Origin of the sequence: Hydrogenophaga sp., from assembly GCF_030373245.1 — a bacterium.
GTDB lineage: Bacteria > Pseudomonadota > Gammaproteobacteria > Burkholderiales > Burkholderiaceae_C > Hydrogenophaga.
The window spans coordinates 1-16,874 of record NZ_JAUCZF010000010.1 but is presented as its reverse complement, the minus strand read 5'-3'; the positions used below and the strand labels follow the sequence as shown (position 1 = coordinate 16,874).

15 protein-coding genes, 1 pseudogene and 1 riboswitch are annotated in these 16,874 nt (G+C 65.7%); of the genes and pseudogenes, 14 read left to right on the top strand and 2 right to left on the bottom strand.

What is annotated here, in order from left to right; translation table 11 throughout:
• Window positions 1–80 precede the first annotated feature (80 nt).
• Genes QUV25_RS18160 through QUV25_RS18140 form a run of 5 tightly spaced genes read left to right on the top strand, consistent with a single transcriptional unit; the run spans window position 81 to window position 3,413 of the window.
• Complete coding sequence (locus QUV25_RS18160) at window positions 81–647, top strand: HAD hydrolase family protein (RefSeq protein ID WP_300866134.1); 567 nt, start codon at window positions 81–83, stop codon at window positions 645–647.
• Entirely contained in the window at window positions 644–1,303 is a 660-nt protein-coding gene (gene lptC, locus QUV25_RS18155) for an LPS export ABC transporter periplasmic protein LptC (protein ID WP_300866132.1), read from the top strand. The genes QUV25_RS18160 and lptC overlap by 4 nt, the downstream gene beginning before the upstream one ends.
• 26 nt (window positions 1,304–1,329) lie before the next feature.
• Entirely contained in the window at window positions 1,330–2,133 is an 804-nt protein-coding gene (locus tag QUV25_RS18150; protein WP_300866131.1) for an SDR family oxidoreductase, read from the top strand.
• 15 nt (window positions 2,134–2,148) lie between these two features.
• A complete protein-coding gene (locus QUV25_RS18145; protein WP_300866129.1) occupies window positions 2,149–3,105 on the top strand; it encodes a sodium-dependent bicarbonate transport family permease in 957 nt (318 codons plus the stop codon).
• Window positions 3,106–3,110: 5 nt separating this feature from the next.
• Window positions 3,111–3,413, top strand: a complete 303-nt coding sequence (locus QUV25_RS18140; protein ID WP_300866126.1) for a transcriptional regulator — start codon at window positions 3,111–3,113, stop codon at window positions 3,411–3,413.
• Window positions 3,414–3,510: 97 nt separating this feature from the next.
• Here the strand turns inward: QUV25_RS18140 and QUV25_RS18135 are convergent, their stop codons facing one another.
• Complete coding sequence (locus QUV25_RS18135; RefSeq protein ID WP_300866124.1) at window positions 3,511–3,930, bottom strand: RNA-binding protein; 420 nt, start codon at window positions 3,928–3,930, stop codon at window positions 3,511–3,513.
• Between the two features lie 222 nt (window positions 3,931–4,152).
• On the bottom strand, window positions 4,153–7,065 hold the full coding sequence (locus QUV25_RS18130; RefSeq protein WP_300866122.1) for a hypothetical protein: 2,913 nt from the start codon (window positions 7,063–7,065) through the stop codon (window positions 4,153–4,155).
• A 285-nt stretch (window positions 7,066–7,350) separates the two neighbouring features.
• Here QUV25_RS18130 and QUV25_RS18125 point away from each other — a divergent pair, with 285 nt between their 5' ends.
• The 9 genes and pseudogenes from QUV25_RS18125 to QUV25_RS18085 all read left to right on the top strand — a co-directional run.
• Window positions 7,351–8,556, top strand: coding sequence for a homoserine O-acetyltransferase (locus QUV25_RS18125; RefSeq protein ID WP_300866121.1), 1,206 nt, complete (start codon window positions 7,351–7,353; stop codon window positions 8,554–8,556).
• Window positions 8,549–9,130, top strand: coding sequence for a methionine biosynthesis protein MetW (gene metW, locus QUV25_RS18120; protein ID WP_300866118.1), 582 nt, complete (start codon window positions 8,549–8,551; stop codon window positions 9,128–9,130). The genes QUV25_RS18125 and metW overlap by 8 nt, the downstream gene beginning before the upstream one ends.
• Window positions 9,131–9,354: 224 nt before the next feature.
• A riboswitch (yybP-ykoY riboswitch) is annotated at window positions 9,355–9,531 on the top strand.
• 12 nt (window positions 9,532–9,543) lie between these two features.
• Window positions 9,544–10,119: a TMEM165/GDT1 family protein gene (locus tag QUV25_RS18115; RefSeq protein ID WP_300866116.1), complete on the top strand. Its 576-nt coding sequence runs from the start codon at window positions 9,544–9,546 to the stop codon at window positions 10,117–10,119.
• Window positions 10,120–10,357: 238 nt separating this feature from the next.
• Window positions 10,358–12,100, top strand: a complete 1,743-nt coding sequence (locus QUV25_RS18110) for a methyl-accepting chemotaxis protein (RefSeq protein WP_300866115.1) — start codon at window positions 10,358–10,360, stop codon at window positions 12,098–12,100.
• Window positions 12,101–12,129: 29 nt separating this feature from the next.
• Window positions 12,130–12,660 (top strand): chemotaxis protein CheW, encoded by a 531-nt coding sequence (locus tag QUV25_RS18105; protein WP_300866112.1) that lies wholly within the window; start codon window positions 12,130–12,132, stop codon window positions 12,658–12,660.
• A gap of 80 nt (window positions 12,661–12,740) precedes the next feature.
• On the top strand, window positions 12,741–14,297 hold the full coding sequence (locus tag QUV25_RS18100; RefSeq protein WP_300866110.1) for a methyl-accepting chemotaxis protein: 1,557 nt from the start codon (window positions 12,741–12,743) through the stop codon (window positions 14,295–14,297).
• A gap of 323 nt (window positions 14,298–14,620) precedes the next feature.
• Window positions 14,621–14,839: pseudogene (locus QUV25_RS18095) on the top strand (methyl-accepting chemotaxis protein); the annotation flags it as partial.
• A 224-nt stretch (window positions 14,840–15,063) separates the two neighbouring features.
• Window positions 15,064–15,594 carry a chemotaxis protein CheW gene (locus QUV25_RS18090; RefSeq protein ID WP_300866108.1) on the top strand — a complete coding sequence of 177 codons (531 nt, stop codon included), beginning with the start codon at window positions 15,064–15,066 and terminating at the stop codon, window positions 15,592–15,594.
• A 19-nt stretch (window positions 15,595–15,613) separates the two neighbouring features.
• Window positions 15,614–16,874: methyl-accepting chemotaxis protein (locus QUV25_RS18085; protein WP_300866105.1), on the top strand; the 1,261-nt coding region annotated here is incomplete at its 3' end.

Below are 16,874 nucleotides of genomic sequence, written 5' to 3'. Positions count from 1 at the left end.
CTGGCAAAGCCAGTCCCGCGGCGCCCTCGGATGGAGTCACCTCGCTCGTGGCTTTTGTACTCCCCGGTTAGCATTGCCCTATGTCTTTCGATCTGCCGCCGCTGCGCCCCACGTTGAACTTCGATCCTGAGCTGCTGCTGCGGGCACAGCCGGTGCGCGTGGTGTTCTTCGATGTGGACGGTGTGCTGACCGATGGCGGCCTGTATTTCACCGAGTCGGGCGAAACCACGAAGCGCTTCCACACGCTGGACGGTCATGGTTTGAAGCTGCTGCAGCGCGCAGGCATCACGCCTGCGGTGGTCAGCGGTCGCGACTCGGCGGCGCTGCGCGTGCGCCTGGCCGCGCTGGGTGTGTCGCGCGTTCGCCTCGGAACGGAAGACAAGCGCCCTGCCGCCGAATCCATCCTGGCCGAGCTGGGCCTGGACTGGTCGGCCGCCGCGGCCATGGGCGACGACTGGCCCGATCTGCCCATGCTGCGCCGGGCCGCTTTGCTCTGTGCGCCGCCCGGCGCTCATGCCGAGGTGCTGGCACTGGCGCACTGGGTGACGCCGCACGCGGCGGGTGCCGGCGCTGTGCGCGACCTGTGCGACCTTTTGCTGGTTGCGTGTGGTCGCTACGCGACCGAGCTGGAGGCGGCTGCGAAGTGAGCACCGCCCTGCCCGCACCTCCGAGCCTGCCGGCGGGCAAACGCCGCAGCCGCTGGCGGCCCGACCGCCTGGTGGATCGGCTCAGCATCTACCTGCCGGTGCTGCTCATGGGTTTGCTGGCGCTGGCTTCCTACTGGTTGCTGCGTGCAACGCCCGGCGTGCCTGAAGCGGTGGTCCCGGCGGCCGTGACCAGTGAGCCCGACTACTTCATGCGCCGTTTTTCGGTCAAGGTGTTCGACCCCAGCGGCAACCTGAAAAACGAGGTGTTCGGCAGCGAGGCCCGACACCGCCCCGACAGCGAAACCCTGGAAATCGACGATGCGCGCATCCGATCGATCGGCGAAGACGGCCTGCTCACCACCGCCACCGCCCAGCGCGTGCTCAGCAATGCCGCGCAAACCGAGTTTGTGCTCGAAGGCGACGCGGTGGTGGTTCGGGAAGCCGGCCGTGCCGCGGATGGCAGCACCGTGCCGCGGCTGGAGTTTCGCGGCGAGCTGCTGCGCGTCTACACCGATCCGCAGCGCCTGGTGTCGGAGCGCCCCGTCACGCTGCTGCGGGGCAAAGACCGTCTGCAGGGCGACACGCTCGATTACCGCGCCGATGACAACCTGGCCTTGTTGCGCGGCCGCGTGAAGGTGCAGCTCTCGGGGCGCTGAATGCCTCTCCGATGATCTCGACCCCAATGACCTCCTCTCAGAATCCCTTGGTCTTCATCACCGGCGCTTCCAGCGGCATCGGCCAGGCGCTGGCCGCCCGGTACGCCCAGGCGGGCTATCGCCTCGCTCTGGTTGCGCGGCGCACGGCCGAAATGCAGACCTGGGCCGACGCGCAGGGCCTGGGCGCGGATCGCTGCGCGGTGTACGGCGCCGACGTGGCTGATATCGACAGCATCGTCACCGCCGGTCAGGCTTGCATCGCGGCTCAGGGCGTGCCCGCTGTGGTGATTGCCAACGCGGGCGTGAGCATTGGCATGGACACGGCCGAGCGGGAAGATCTCGACGTGATGGCGCGCACGCTGGCCATCAACAACACCGGCCTGGCTGCTACCTTCCACCCCTTTGTGTCCGCCATGCGCGAGCGCGGCAGCGGCGCGCTGGTGGGCATCGCCAGCGTTGCCGCCATCCGCGGCCTGCCCGGCCATGGCGCTTATTGCGCCAGCAAGGCGGCGGTGGTGGCGTATTGCGAAAGCCTGCGTGGCGAGCTGCGCGGCTCGGGCGTGGCGGTGGTGACCCTGCTGCCCGGTTATGTCGACACGCCGCTGACTCGCAAGAACCGATACAGCATGCCGTTTCTGCTGAGCGCCGAGGCCTTTGCTGCGCGCGCCTTCGACGCCATCCGAGCCCAGACCAGCTACCGCGTGATTCCCTGGCAAATGGGTGTGGTCGTCAAGCTGCTGCGGGTGTTGCCCAACGCCTGGTTCGACCGGCTGCTGGTGGGCCGTGCGCGCAAGCCGCGCCAGTCGACACCACCGCCGGCTGGCCATTGAAATCATCGCCCTTCCATGATTGACGTCGTTGTTCTGTTTTTCCTGCTTGGCCTTTTTGCGCGTCTGGTCAAAAGCGACCTGCGCCTGCCTGAGGCGCTGTACGAAACGCTGTCGATCTACCTGCTGCTGGCCATCGGTCTGAAAGGCGGCATCGAGCTCAGCAAACAGCCCATGATGGACTTGCTGCCGCAAATGCTGGCCTGCATGGCCCTGGGCTTTGCCATTCCATTTGTGCTCACGCCCTTGCTGCGCCTGCTGGGCCTGTCGCGGGTCGATGCGGCTTCGCTGGCGGCACACTACGGCTCGGTCAGCGTGGTGACCTTCGCGGTGGCCAGCGCCTACCTGGTGGCGCAGGGCGAACCGGCCGAGTCACACGCCGCCCTTTGGGTGGCCATCATGGAAGCGCCCGGCATCATCGCTGGCATCCTGCTCGCGCGTCTCGGTGTCTCGGGTACAGAAGGCAGACCCGCGCCGCGTGTTGCCTGGGGTGAGTTGGCGCACGACGTGTTTCTCGGCAAGTCGGTCCTGCTGCTGGCCGGTGGGCTGCTGATCGGCGCCGTCATGGGCGAGGCCGGCACCGCGCCGATCGCGCCGGTCTTCACTGCGCCGTTCAAGGGTGTGCTGGCGCTGTTCCTGCTGGAGCTGGGGCTGGTGGCCGGCGGGCGCCTGGGTGAACTCAAGCGCTACGGCGTGCGCCTGGTTGGCTTCGCACTGCTGATCCCGCCGGTGCTCGCGCTGGGCGGCGCGCTCACCGGGCTGGCGCTGGGACTGTCCACCGGCGGCATCGCGATTTTGGCGACACTGGCGGCCAGCGCCAGTTATATCGCCGCACCCACCGCCATGCGCATGGCGGTGCCCGAAGCCAATGCCGCGCTGTCCATCACGGCGGCGCTGGGCATCACCTTCCCGTTCAACATCGTGCTGGGCGTCCCGCTCTATCTTGAGATGGCGCGCTGGCTGCAAGGGCAATAAAAGCCATGGAAAAACACCCTCGCACCCTGCTGGTCATCATCACCGAGGCCGCGCTGGAGAAGCGCCTGGTGGCCGACAGCCTGCGCCTGGGCGCGCATGGCTATACGGTGCACGACGTTCGCGGCGGCAGCCGCCTGTCCACGCGCGAATCGCTCTGGGAAGCCGACCGAAGCATTGAGCTCAAGCTGATCTGCACGCCCGAAGTCGCCGAGGCCATGGCGCAACACGTGCTTGCCACCTACGCGCCGCATTACAGCCTGACGCTGTTTTTCGCCGACGTCGAGGTCTTGCGTCCGGAAAAGTACTGAGCGTCTGCCAAACCGCTTGCGAGCAACAAAAAAGCCCCGAGGCGTGAGCCAAGGGGCTTTCGCGTGTCAACCGGCAGAGCCGGTTGAGGTGCGTCGATCAGTAGCCGCCGCGGCCACCGCCACCGCCACCACCTTCACGACGGCCACCGCCGCCGCCACCACCGTAGGGGCTGCGGAAACCGCCGTCGCCGCCACCGCCACCACCGAAGCCACCGCCGCCGCCACCACCACGTGGGCCGCCGAAGCCGCCGGTGCGGGGAGGACGCGCTTCCATCGGACGCGCTTCGTTGACCACCAGGCTGCGACCGCCCAGAGACTGGCCGTTCATGCCTTCGATGGCTGCCTGGGCTTCAGCATCGCTGCCCATTTCGACGAAACCGAAGCCTTTGGAGCGGCCGGTGTCGCGCTCCATCATGACTTTGGCGCTGCTGACAGAGCCATATTCGCTGAAAGACTGCTGCAGATCTTCGTCGCGCACGGTGTAGGGCAGGTTGCCCACGTACAGTTTGTTGCCCATGGTTGGGACTCCTAATAACACTGAGAAAAATAGCGATGGAGCCCCGTTAGCAAACAAACCTGTAGCACGCGAAACCAGCCGATCACTTGTCATGCGAGCATTTGAAACGCTCGCCAATTGATTATGCGCTCAATCATGCAGAAAAAGGGAGTATTTTTGTGGCCTGGGCGGCCTGCGGACCGATGAGGTGCGGACGCAACAACGTCGCACGCCCGGGCGAACTCAGGTCCCGCTGGCGCTGACCACGCATTGCACAGTGAATGTGACGCTGCTTGAGGTCGGAAAGCTGGGGATGCTGGCGCCGCCTGGCTCCAGCAGGCTGGACGGGCTGGCTGGACAGGCGGCCAGCACCGGGCTGCCACCCGTCGCGCTGCAGCCCGTGGCCGTGCAACTGCTCAGCCCGGCGCCAGGCTGGTCGAAGACGACGGCCCCGTCCGCACTGGAGGGTCCGCTGTTGGCGAAGGTGACGAGGTAGGTGCTGGTGGTGCCTGCCGTGACCGTTGTGGTCCCGTTGGTCTTGGTGACCGTAAGGGCGGCGTTGCAGTCCAGGGTGGTGGTCGCGGTAGCGGTGTTGTTGGCAGTCGTGCTTTCCGCGTAAGGGGCCTGGAAGCCTGCAACTGTGGCCGAGTTGATGATGGGGCCGGCACAAGCACTGTTGGAAATGCGCACGGTGCCCGTGATCGCATTCAGGTTGGTGGTGGCAGCGATCGGCAGCGGGCCGGTGCTGTCACAGGTCAGCGTTTGGCCGCTTAGGCCGCAGTTCCATTCGTTGGAAGCGACGGCGCCGCTGAGGACGACGCCGGCGGGGAGCGTGTCGGTGATGCGAAGCACGCCATTGACCAGCACCCGGGTGCCGGGGATGGCATTGGCGGCATCGGTGGCTTGGTCGGCTGCGTAGGTCAGGTCGCGGATTGCTCGGCCGTTGTTGCGGGGCGTGAGGGTGTAGGTCATGGTCTGGCCTGCGGCCACGCTGGCCGGTGCGGATTTGGTGATCGACAGATCACCTTGTAGGCAGACGTCGTCGCTGGCTGGTCCGGCAACCAGGCCCGAGTGCTGGCTGCCGCCCACGGCTGTGCCGCTGCCGGGATCGGTTTCGTAGGTGTTGTTGGAGGTGCCGCCGACCAGGGCGCCGGCCCGGTTGGCGCTGTTGTTCGTGGCGGGGGCGATCTCGCGCCCGGCGGTGCTGCGGGTGGGGTCGAGGTATTTCACGCCGGCCGGGTTGTGGAAACAGCCCACCGGCGCGCTGGCCGGCACGCTGACCACGAAGCTGAGCGTGACCACGCCGGGTGTGCCGCCGGTGATGCCGGGGATGGTGAGCTGGGACCAGACCGGCGCGGCTGCGGGGGCGCCGTTCACCACCAGATTGGCCGCGCTGCCGGGGCTGCCCGCCACGGCGGGCTGGCCGGGTGTGCCGCTCTCGACGAACCCCCCCCAGGTGCTGCCCGAGAGCGCGGGCGCGAACGCCAGGCCGCTGGTCTGCGAGAAGGTCCAGCCCGGGGGCAGGGTGTTGTCCACCAGATCGGCGCCGATGGCTGAGCCGCCGCTGTTGCTGACCACCAGGGTGTAGCTGACCGAGGTCGCGCTGGCGGTGCTGACCGTGGGTGTGAGGGTGGACTTGGTCACCGTCAGCTGCGGCAGGCACTGGGCGCTGGGGCGGGTGCCGAAACTGCTGTCGGCCGGCGCGGTGTTGCTGCCGCCAGCCCCCGCCGTGGCGCCATGGGAAGCGCCGCCCACCGGCGCATCGCCGGTGTTGGTGAGGCCGTTGGTGGCGCCGCTGCTGTTCACCGTGGCCGCGCCGGAGCGGATGACCACGCCCCCGGCACCGCCGCCGCCGCCGGCATGGGCAGTGTCTCCCCCCAGAAAAGAGTCCCCTCCAGAGCCTCCTTGCACAAGGACCGTGACGGCGCCCAGGCCGCCGCCCACGCTCATGAGCACCACCGAACCGCCTGCACCGCCACCGCCAGCGCCGTCGTTTGTGGGTTGCGTCCGACCGCTGGCTCCATTGGCGTTGACCGTGCCGCTGCCCGCCATGCTGCCGGCGCGCACGATCGCGATGCCGCCGCCGGCACCGCCGCTGGAGTTGACGGGGTCTGGGCCGTCGTTGTTGCTGCCCCCGGCGCCGCCGCCGCCGCCCATGACCACGCGGTTCGGTGCGGCCGATGCGAAGGCGCCGCCGCCGATGCCGCGCAGGTCAAAGTCAACGCCATCGACAAACACGCCGCCCCAGCCATCGCCTTTCCAGCCGTAAGCCCCGTAGCCGCCCACTCCGCCATTGCCACCGCCGCCGCCACCGCCGTTGTCGCGCCCGCCGTCGCGGTTGTCGCCGCCACCGCCGGCATTGCCTGGGGCGCCACGCCCCTGGTCACCGTCGGCATAGCCACCCCAGCCTGCGCCGTTGTCCAGCCGAACCGCGCTTTCCTGGTTCAACACCCAACGGGGCGTGCCCGCGATGCCTTCGCCCTTGACGGCGTGCTGGTTGCTGGCGAGTGTGGCCACATGGTCCGGCGGGACGTCGGTGTCGGTGCCGGTGCCGTTGTCCCAGAAAATCGCCGCAGCGCCGCGAAAGCCGCGCCCGTTCAGGTCGATGGTCTGGCCGTTCCAGTTGAGCGCGCCCGCCACGTCGAGCATCACCACGCCGCCGGTCTCGCCATTCCAGTAGGGGGCGGTGACGGCGCCGCTCAGGGTGAGGGCAGCGTGCTGCGGCACGCGGATCACCTGGAAGCTGCGCCGGTTGGTGGCGCTGCTGGCGTCCTGGATGTAGGTGGCGCCCAGCGGCGAACCGCCCAGGTCCAGCAGGGTGTTGGTGGTCGCGGCGCCGGCGCGCACGTATTCGTAGCGCCCGGCCTGGCAGCCGCCGGGCTCGGTGTAGCCGCGCCCGGTGCCGTCGCCCGCACCGTAGTTGGCGGTGTTGCTGGTGTTGAGGTTGGCGCATTGCATTTGCATCACCACCACCAGGTCGCCTGGTGCCAGAGCGACGGCGGATCCGCGCGAGCTGCCCAGGCCAATGCTGACGCTGCTGGCGTTGAACGTGCCATTGGCGGGCGCGTAATAGGTATTGACTGTGCCGCTGGTGCTTGCGGTGGCATCGCGCCCTGGCATGGCACAGGTCTGCGCCTGAACCAGCGGGGAACCCATGAGGCTGACCCAAAGGGCAACGACGAATAGGCTTCGAAGGGCGGAAGGCATTTTCCAGCGATTATCTGATCTGAGGGGTCGATCAAACGCCGGAAAAAGCCTATGTCGGTGACATTTCAAACACCGAGTGACATTGGGTCCAGTTCGCTTCCTTTTATACTGGGAACCAGCGCCGATTTGTCCGGATTGCGGGCGCTCTACAAATTCCGCTAAAGGGGGGACTCCCGGTCTCGCACCCTGCGGCACCGGGATTTTTGTTTTTGGGCTTAGCTCGGCCCGAGGTGAATGCACTTGATCGTCGTGCCCCAGACGCACCGTTTTTCCGAGCCGTTGCCGCTGCAGAGCGGAGCGGTGCTGTCGGCTTACGAGCTGGTGGTCGAGACCTACGGTCAGCTCAACACACAGCGCTCCAATGCGGTGCTGGTCTGCCACGCCTTGAACGCCTCACACCATGTGGCCGGCCTTCACGCCGACGCATCGGGCCAGCCAGTGCCGCGAAGCGAGGGGTGGTGGGACAACCTGATCGGGCCCGGCAAACCGGTGGACACGGACCGCTTCTTTGTCATTGCGGTCAACAACCTGGGCTCCTGCTTCGGCTCCACGGGACCCACCCACACCAATCCCGCCACCGGCCAGCCCTGGGGCGCCGATTTCCCGGTGGTGACGGTTGAAGACTGGGTCAACGCCCAGGCCCGGTTGCTCGATGCCATGGGAATTCAGAACTTGGCCGCGGTGATTGGCGGCAGCCTGGGCGGCATGCAGACCCTCAGCTGGACGCTCCAGTACCCGGATCGCGTGAGCCACGCGGTGGTGGTGGCCAGTGCCCCCAACCTCACGGCGGAGAACATTGCGTTCAACGAGGTGGCACGCCGAGCCATCGTCACCGACCCCGATTTCCACGGTGGCCACTACCTGCGCGAGGGCACCCTGCCCCGCCGCGGTCTGCGCATCGCCCGCATGATCGGTCACATCACCTACCTGAGCGATGATGTGATGAACGAGAAATTCGGGCGTCAGCTCAAGCCGGCCGATCTGGCCCCCATCGGCGGGGGGGCTGAGGACGGGGTAGCCTTGGGGTACCGCTACACCACCCAGGAGGTCGAATTCCAGATCGAGAGCTACCTGCGCTACCAGGGTGACAAGTTCAGCGAGTACTTCGACGCCAACACCTACCTGCTGATCACCCGTGCGCTCGACTACTTCGACCCTGCACGGGAGCACGGCGGCAGCCTGAGCGCCGCGCTGGCGCGGGCCACCGCCAAGTTCCTGCTCATCAGCTTCACCACCGACTGGCGCTTTTCCCCCGCGCGCAGCCGCGAGATCGTCAAGGCCTTGCTGGAAAACCGGCGCGAGGTCAGTTATGCCGAGATCGACGCACCGCATGGTCACGACGCCTTCTTGCTCGACGACCCGCGCTACCACCAGGCGGTGCGCGCCTACTTCGAACACACGGTAGCCGCGTCACTCAGCGGGGAGGCGACCCATGGCTGAGTCGCAAGCACTGGAATCGATTGCCCGCCTGGTGCCGCCGGGCTCGCGCGTGCTCGACCTGGGCTGTGGCGACGGCGCGCTCATGGCTCACCTGCAGTCCGCCCGCGGCTGCACCGGCTACGGCGTGGAGATCGACGACGCCAAGGTGCTGGCCTGCCTGAAGCGCGGGGTGAGCGTGTTGCAGCTCAATCTGGAAGATGGGTTGGCGGTGTTCGAAGACGAGTCGTTTGACGTCGTGCTGCAGATCGACACCCTGCAGCATCTGCGCAATGCCGAGACCATGCTGCGCGAAACCGCACGCGTGGGCCGAAGCGGTGTGGTGGCCTTCCCCAACTTTGCCCACTGGCCCAACCGCCTGGCGGTGCTTCTGGGCCGCATGCCGGTGACCAAACGACTTCCCTACCAGTGGTACGACACGCCCAATATTCGGGTGGGCACACACGCTGATTTCGAGGTGCTGGCGCGCAGCTGCGGTCTGTCCATCACCGACAGTTTCGGGCTGCACGAAGGGCAGGAGGTACGCAGCTGGCCGAACCTGCTGGCGAGCACGGCTGTTTTCAAATTCAGCAACTAAGGACCCCCACGCTCCGCCGCTTCGCGGTTCGCTGCCCCCCGAGGGGGCTGGGCCTGCCTTGGGGCGGCCCGGCGGCGGGCCCTTTTTTCTCCACGACCCCCACGCTCCGCTGCGCGGGTCGCTGCCTCGCGAGGGGGCTGGGCCTGCCTTGGAGCGGCCCGGCGGCTGGCCTGACTGCTTTCGCGCTGGGTGGTGCTGAGGGGTGCTGCCGTTAGAATCGCCGCTCACCCGTCATGGGGGAGTAGCCGCCCTGCAACCTGCAGGGGCTCGCGTCAACACACTTGGCCCTCACGGCCATGGCGCGGGCAATCTGGTTCCACACCCAGTCTGGCAAGACCTGTGACCACAACGCCTCCGGTCGCGCCGGGGATGCGTTGTGGTCATTTCATTGGTCTGGCCCTGAGGAAAGCATCTTGGAAGCATTTTTGGTCTCCACCGGCGTCGTCGCGCTCGGTGAAATGGGCGACAAGACGCAGCTGCTGGCCATGCTGCTGGCCGCGCGCTTTCGCAAACCCGTCCCCATCGTGCTGGGCATCCTGGTCGCCACGCTGGCCAATCACGCGCTGGCGGGGGCGGTGGGCCAATGGGTGGCCGATGCCCTCGGCCCGGTGTGGCTGCGCTGGATCATTGGTGTGTCGTTCCTCGCCATGGCGGTGTGGATGCTGATCCCGGACAAGATCGACGAAGGCGAAACCGACGCCAAAGGCCTGCGCCTGGGGGTGTTCGGCACCACGGTGGTGGCTTTTTTCCTGGCGGAGATGGGTGACAAGACCCAGATCGCCACGGTGGCCCTGGCCGCTCGCTACGACGCTTTCGTGGCCGTGGTGGCTGGCACCACCCTGGGCATGATGCTGGCCAACGTGCCGGCCGTTTACCTGGGTGACCAGATCGCAAAAAAGGTCTCGATGACGCTGGTGCATGGCGTCTCTGCACTGATATTTGCCGTGCTGGGGCTGCTCACGCTGCTCAATGTCGGCAGCCTGTTCTGAGCTCCAGGCATGGGCCGGGTTGCCGCACCCTGCTGGCGGGTACGGACTGAGTCCCCCATGCAATTGAAGGCGGAAAGCCTTCTTTTTTGCGACTTCAGTTCTCCGCATGTTGTCCGATAGTTCAAAGGACACCACAAGAACCGTGTGGCCATGCTGGCCTGGGAGGTGTGTGTTTCTCTCGAGTTCTGGCTCAGGCCGTGGATCGAGGGTTTTCTCAGACCGTTTCAGGACCACGAACATGCAATCCGGACTTTCCTTCGGCATCGCCAGGCGGCTCTACGCCGTCAGCGCCTTCATCACCCTGGCCCTGGCCGGGTTGGCGGCCTTTGCCCACATCAGCCTATCCAGCGTCAGAGACAAAGCGGACTTCACCAAGTCCGTGCGGGTGCCCCAGCTGGAGGCGACTTCCGAGCTGGAAATCAATGTCACCCGGGTCTCTCTGCAGATTCGTCACGCGATCCTGGCGCGCAACGAACAGGAGCTCAACGACACCTTCCAGTACATCAGCGACAAGCAAAAGCAGATAGACGAGGCTTTGGCCGTCTACGAAAAACGCCTGTTCACGCCTGAGGCCAAAGAACACTTCAAGACCTTGCCGCCGCTGCTGACCGAATTCTGGAAGGTGGGCGGGGACAACATCAATCTGATCAAGGAGGGCAGGAAAGAAGAGGCATTTGCCTTCCTGGTGGACGTCACCATACCGGCGCGCAACCGCCTGCTTCAAGGCCTGTCTGATGGCCACGACATCCAGAAAACGGGTCTGGACAGAGACATCGAACAGATCGACGCCAATGTCGACACCACGGCCAATCTCCTGGTGGGCTCGGTGGTACTGATCACGCTGTTGCTGGGCGGCTTCTCCTGGTATGTCGGTCGCTTGTTGAGCCGCCGCGTGGCCGTGTCGCAGGCCGTGGCCGAGCGGGTGCGCGACGGGGACCTGACCGTGACGGTGGTGGACGACAGCCGCGATGAATTCACGCCGCTGCTGGCCACCCTGCAAGACATGCAAAGCGCGTTGACCCGTGTCGTGAGCAACGTGCGACAGGGCGCCGACAGCGTGGCCATTGCCAGCGTGCAGATTGCGCAGGGCAACAACGATCTGTCGTCCCGCACCGAACGGCAGGCCAGCGCGCTGGAGGAAACCAGCGCGTCCATGGAAGAGATGGGCTCGACCGCCAGCCAGAACGCCGACAACGCCCGTCAAGCCAGCCAGCTGGCCGCCAGCGCCAGCAGCGTGGCGGTGCAGGGCGGCGACGTGGTGAGCCGGGTGGTGCAGACCATGAAAGACATCAACGACAGCAGCAAAAAGATCAGCGACATCATTGGCACCATCGACGGCATCGCGTTCCAGACCAACATCCTGGCGCTCAACGCGGCGGTGGAAGCCGCCCGCGCCGGTGAACAGGGCCGGGGTTTTGCGGTGGTGGCCGGTGAGGTGCGCAGCCTGGCCCAGCGCAGCGCAGAGGCCGCCAAGGAGATCAAGGGCCTGATCAGTGCCAGCGTGGAACGCGTGGAGCAAGGCACCGTGCTGGTGGACCAGGCCGGCTCCACCATGCAGGAGATCGTGCAGTCGATCCAGCGCGTGACCGACATCGTGGGCGAGATCAGCAGCGCCAGCCAGGAGCAGAACGCAGGGGTCAACCAGGTCAGCGAAGCGGTGAGCAGCATGGACCAGACCACGCAGCAAAACGCCGCGCTGGTCGAGGAAAGCGCCGCCGCTGCCTCGAGTCTGCAGACCCAGGCACAACAACTGGTGCAAGCCGTCAGTGTGTTCCGCCTGCCGGGTGGTGCTTCTGCCTCCGCGCCCGCTGCCGCGACGCAGACGTCAGCGCCACGTGCCGCGCCTGTGACCCCACCAGCCGCCAGACAGGCCAGCAAGCCCCCCACCAAGCAGGTGGCCAACAAGCCTGTTGCTCCGACCAAGGCCGCGCCGGCCACGGCCACGGCAGGTGGTGTCAGCGACGACTGGGAAAGCTTCTGATCACCCTCGACTTATCACCCGACTCCCCCATGAACACCCAACACACCGGCCAGCTGGCCCACTCCGACAGCGCCCGCGGCGATGCAGCCCGGAAGGCGCTTGCCGCCGAATTCCTCACCTTTCGCCTCGGCGCGGAGGAATACGGCATCGACATCCTGCGGGTACAGGAGATCCGCTCCTACGAAGAGCCTACCCGCATCGCGAATGCGCCCAGCTTCATCAAAGGCGTGGTGAACCTGCGCGGGGTGATCGTGCCGGTGGTGGACCTGCGCATCAAGCTCAACTGCGAAAAGGTGGAATACAACGGCTTCACCGTGGTGATCGTGCTCAACGTGCACGGTCGTGTGGTGGGTGCGGTGGTGGACTCGGTGTCTGATGTGCTCGCGCTCGGGCAGGAGCTGATCAAGCCCGCGCCCGACATGAACACCACGGTGGACACCAGTTTCATCACCGGCATTGCCAGCGTGGGCGAACGCATGCTCATCCTGATGGACATCGAAGCGCTCATGTGCAGCGCCGACATGGGCCTGATGGAAACCGTACCGGATCGACTGCAGTAGGGGTCGAGCCGCTTCGTTCCAGACACGGGCAGCAGGCGACCAACCCCCTTTTGTTACAGAGATTGGAAGCGGAGAAATATATGAAAAAAATCCCAATGCGGGTTCGCACCCAGCTGGTTCTCTTGTGCTCGGTCTTCGTTGCCATGCTGGTGGCGATCGGCACCGTGGGGGCTCTGGCCACCCGGCAGCAAAGCCGTGACATGCAGGCGCTTTACAAAGATCGCATCGTCCCGCTGGCCCAGCTCAAGAAGGTGGCGGATCTGTATGCGGTCAACATCGTTGACGCCGCGCACAAGGCCGTCGCTGGCACGTTCACGATGCAACAGGCCCTGGCCGAAGTGGCCAAGGCCAAGAGCGGCATCGCCGACGAATGGAACGCCTACACCGCCACCGAGCTGGTGCCCAAGGAAAAGGCCTTGATCGACACCTTCTTGACGCTCAGCGGTCCGGCGGACGATGCGGTCGAACGGCTGGAGGAGCTGCTCAAGGCGGGCGACTCCGATGGCTTGCGCCAATTCACGAGCGACGCGATGTATCCGGTGCTCGATCCGCTGCAGGAGGTGGTGGCGGGCCTGATTCAGGTGCAGCTGGATGTGTCCAAGGAGACCTATGACCAGAGCGTCTTGGCCATCAAGGAGGTCATCATCGCCATCGCTGCGCTGACCTTGCTGGCGATCGCCATGGGCGCGGGCGTGGCTTGGTGGGTGATTGCACGACTGACCCAGGCCCTGGGTGCCGAACCGCATGAAGTGCGCGACGCCGCCGAGGCGGTGGCCCAAGGAGACCTCAGCCGCGATTTCAGTGGGGTGGACGAACGGCACCAGAGCGTGATGGCGGCCATGAAGCGCATGAGTGCTCAGCTTCAGGCGATCGTGGCGGGGGTGCGCGAGAATGCCGAGGGCGTGGCCGCAGCCAGCGCCCAGATCGCCCAGGGCAACCAGGACCTGAGCCAGCGTACCGAAGAACAGGCCAGCGCCCTTGAAGAAGCGGCCGCGTCCATGGAAGAAATCGGCTCCACCGTGCAACACAACGCCGAGAGCGTCTCGCAGGCCAGTCGCCTGGCCGAGGACGCCAACGCACTGGCCCGGGAAGGGGGCGATGCGGTGGCGCAAGTGGTGGAGACCATGAAGATCATCGGCGACAGCAGCAAGAAGATCAGCGACATCATCGGCGTGATTGATGGCATTGCCTTCCAGACCAACATCCTGGCGCTCAACGCGGCGGTGGAAGCGGCACGCGCGGGTGAGCAGGGCCGCGGCTTTGCCGTGGTGGCCAGCGAGGTGCGCAATCTGGCCAAGCTCAGTGCCGAATCGGCGAAAGAGATCAGGACGCTGATTTCGTCCAGCTCGAACCATGTGGACCAGGGCATGGCCATGGTGGATCGCGCAGGCGGCACCATGAGCAAGGTGGTGGGCTCCATCCAGCGGGTATCTGCCTTGATGAGCGAGATCAACGCTGCCAGCCACGAGCAAAGCACCGGTATTGGGCAAGTCAGTTCAGCGGTGAACCAGATGGATCAGGTGACGCAGCAAAACGCGGCGCTGGTTGAAGAGAGCGCAGCGGCTGCGCTCAGCCTTCAGAACAAGGCCAATGATTTGGTGGAATCGGTCTCCATTTTTCGGACCGTCTCGCGCTAGGAAGCTGCGCGGCGAAGGGCTTCGAACCGGAACCTGCGAGAGAAAGACCCGGCTGGCCCAGTCTTCATCAGGCGACAGGGCGCAGGGTCGTCGGTGAACGAGCGATCCAGGTGACCAAGCAGCAGCGGCTCGTCGCCGCTGCAGACGAGTTCAACAAGAGGGTCGGAAGCTGGCCGATTGGGTGGGTTGCGCCACAGCGCCGATCAGCAGACAGCAGCGCGTGCGCAGATCGCACAGCGCCACAACGGCCTGTGCAGGTGCACTGAGCAACCAACCTTGGCACGGAAAGAAGCCACGGCTTCCGTCGCGGCAAGGGGCTTTGCGGCGAGGTGGTTGCGCAGGTGGTGGCATCCATGCAGCACATCAACGCCAGCAGCCATCAGGTCAGCAACTTCGTGAGCGTGATCGACTGCACAGCGCTCTGCACCAACATCCGCGCGCTCCATGCGGGCGTGGAGGCCGCTGGCGCCAGCGAGCGGGGACGGGGCGTTGCTGTGGTGCCCGGCGAAGTTCGCAGCCTGGCCCAGCGCAGCGCGCAAGCCGTGGCGGTTTTCCGGCTCAATCGGCAGCCGCCAGCCGTCGCTGTGTGATGCCTGGTCGCTGTGCACTGCGCGCACCGCCCCCAAGCTGCGAACTTAGGTAGTCCATTGGGCCAACCGGTGGGTGAATGCCACCGTTTTCTCTCGCTGCTCCGCTCTTCAGGGCAGGCCTTATCGGTCGATAGTCCTTACATCCATCCCTTCACTCTCTATCCGGACTCGACACCATGGACACGTTCAACCCAGGCCGCCAGCTGGCCCAACAGGATGGTGCACGCAGCGCCGCCGCCACACAAAGTGCCAGCGCCGAATTCCTCACCTTTCGCCTCGGCGCGGAGGAATACGGCATCGACATCCTGCGGGTACAGGAGATCCGCTCCTACGAAGAGCCTACCCGCATCGCGAATGCGCCCAGCTTCATCAAAGGCGTGGTGAACCTGCGCGGGGTGATCGTGCCGGTGGTGGACCTGCGCATCAAGCTCAACTGCGAAAAGGTGGAATACAACGGCTTCACCGTGGTGATCGTGCTCAACGTGCACGGTCGTGTGGTGGGTGCGGTGGTGGACTCGGTGTCTGATGTGCTCGCGCTCGGGCAGGAGCTGATCAAGCCCGCGCCCGACATGAACACCACGGTGGACACCAGTTTCATCACCGGCATTGCCAGCGTGGGCGAACGCATGCTCATCCTGATGGACATCGAGGCCCTCATGAGCAGCGCCGACATGGGCCTGATGGACCACTCTGCCCGCCTGCAATAAACCCACTATCCGATTCGCCATGAGCTTGTTTGTTCTGAAATCCCAGTCGGTCGCGCGCCGCCTGACGTTGTTGTCCGTGGGGATGCTGGCAAGCGTGCTCCTCGTCGTGAGCGCGGTGATCGCCGTGGTGGCCGAGAGTCGGACCCGCGATCGCCTGGTCCAGATTACAGGCGACAAGGTGCAGTCCATCGCCGACACGGTCGACGCCATGGACACCGCCGCGCGCCAGCTAACTGAGCGCGCCTACAAGCCGTTTCGTGCTCAGTTTGCAGCCACGCTTTCGCTTGACAGTGTCACCGGATCGCTTCTGAATGGTGAGCAGGTGCTCAACGCCAACTTCACCGAGGTCGACGCTTTCGAGCAGGCCACCGGCGGCGTGGCTACGGTGTTCATGCGCAAGGGCGATGACTTCGAGCGCATCACCACCTCGCTAAAGAAGCAGGACGGGCAACGCGCCATAGGGACCTTGCTGGTCCGCGAGCACCCGGCTTACGCGCTGATGCTGCAAGGCCTTTCCTACACCGGACGGGCCGCACTTTTCGGCAAGCCCTACATGACGCACTACGAGCCGGTGCGCGACAGCGCGGGCACCGTCGTGGCCATTCTTTTCATCGGCTTCGACATCACCGACTTCCAGACCTCGCTGCTCAACATGGTGGAGGAAGCGCGCTTTTTCGATACAGGGGGCACCTACGTGATCGACCCGCGCAAGAGCAATGCCGAAGCGGTGTTCGTGTCGCATCCCACTGCGTCGGGCAAGAAGGTGCTCGAAGCGTTCCCGCAGGCCGAGCCGCTGCTCGACCAACTGCGCACGCTGCCTAGCGGCGCCGTGAACGAGTTGAGTCCGCTTTACACACCTGGCATGGGCGACCCCTGGACCGTCATGCGCTCGGCCGAGGACGGTGGCTGGTGGGTGGTCGCCGATGTGTCTGATCACGAAGCCATGGCCAGCCACTGGGCCACCATCCGGACCTTCTGGGCGATGCTCGGCCTCGCCGCGGTTCTGATCGGCCTGGGCCTTTACGGGTTGATCCGGCGCCAGGTGAGCCGTCCACTGGCTGAACTCACCGCCGCCGTGACCACGGTGGCCCAGGGTGATCTGTCACAGCCGTTTCGCGCAGGTCGTCAAGACGAGATTGGCACGCTGGTGTCCGAAGTGGAGGCCATGCGCCAGCGCTTCGTGGAGATGATGAGCCAGATCCGCCAGGCCACCGACAACATCAGTACAGCCAGCGCCGAGATTGCCTCGGGCAACCAGGACCTGAGCGCGCGCACCGAGC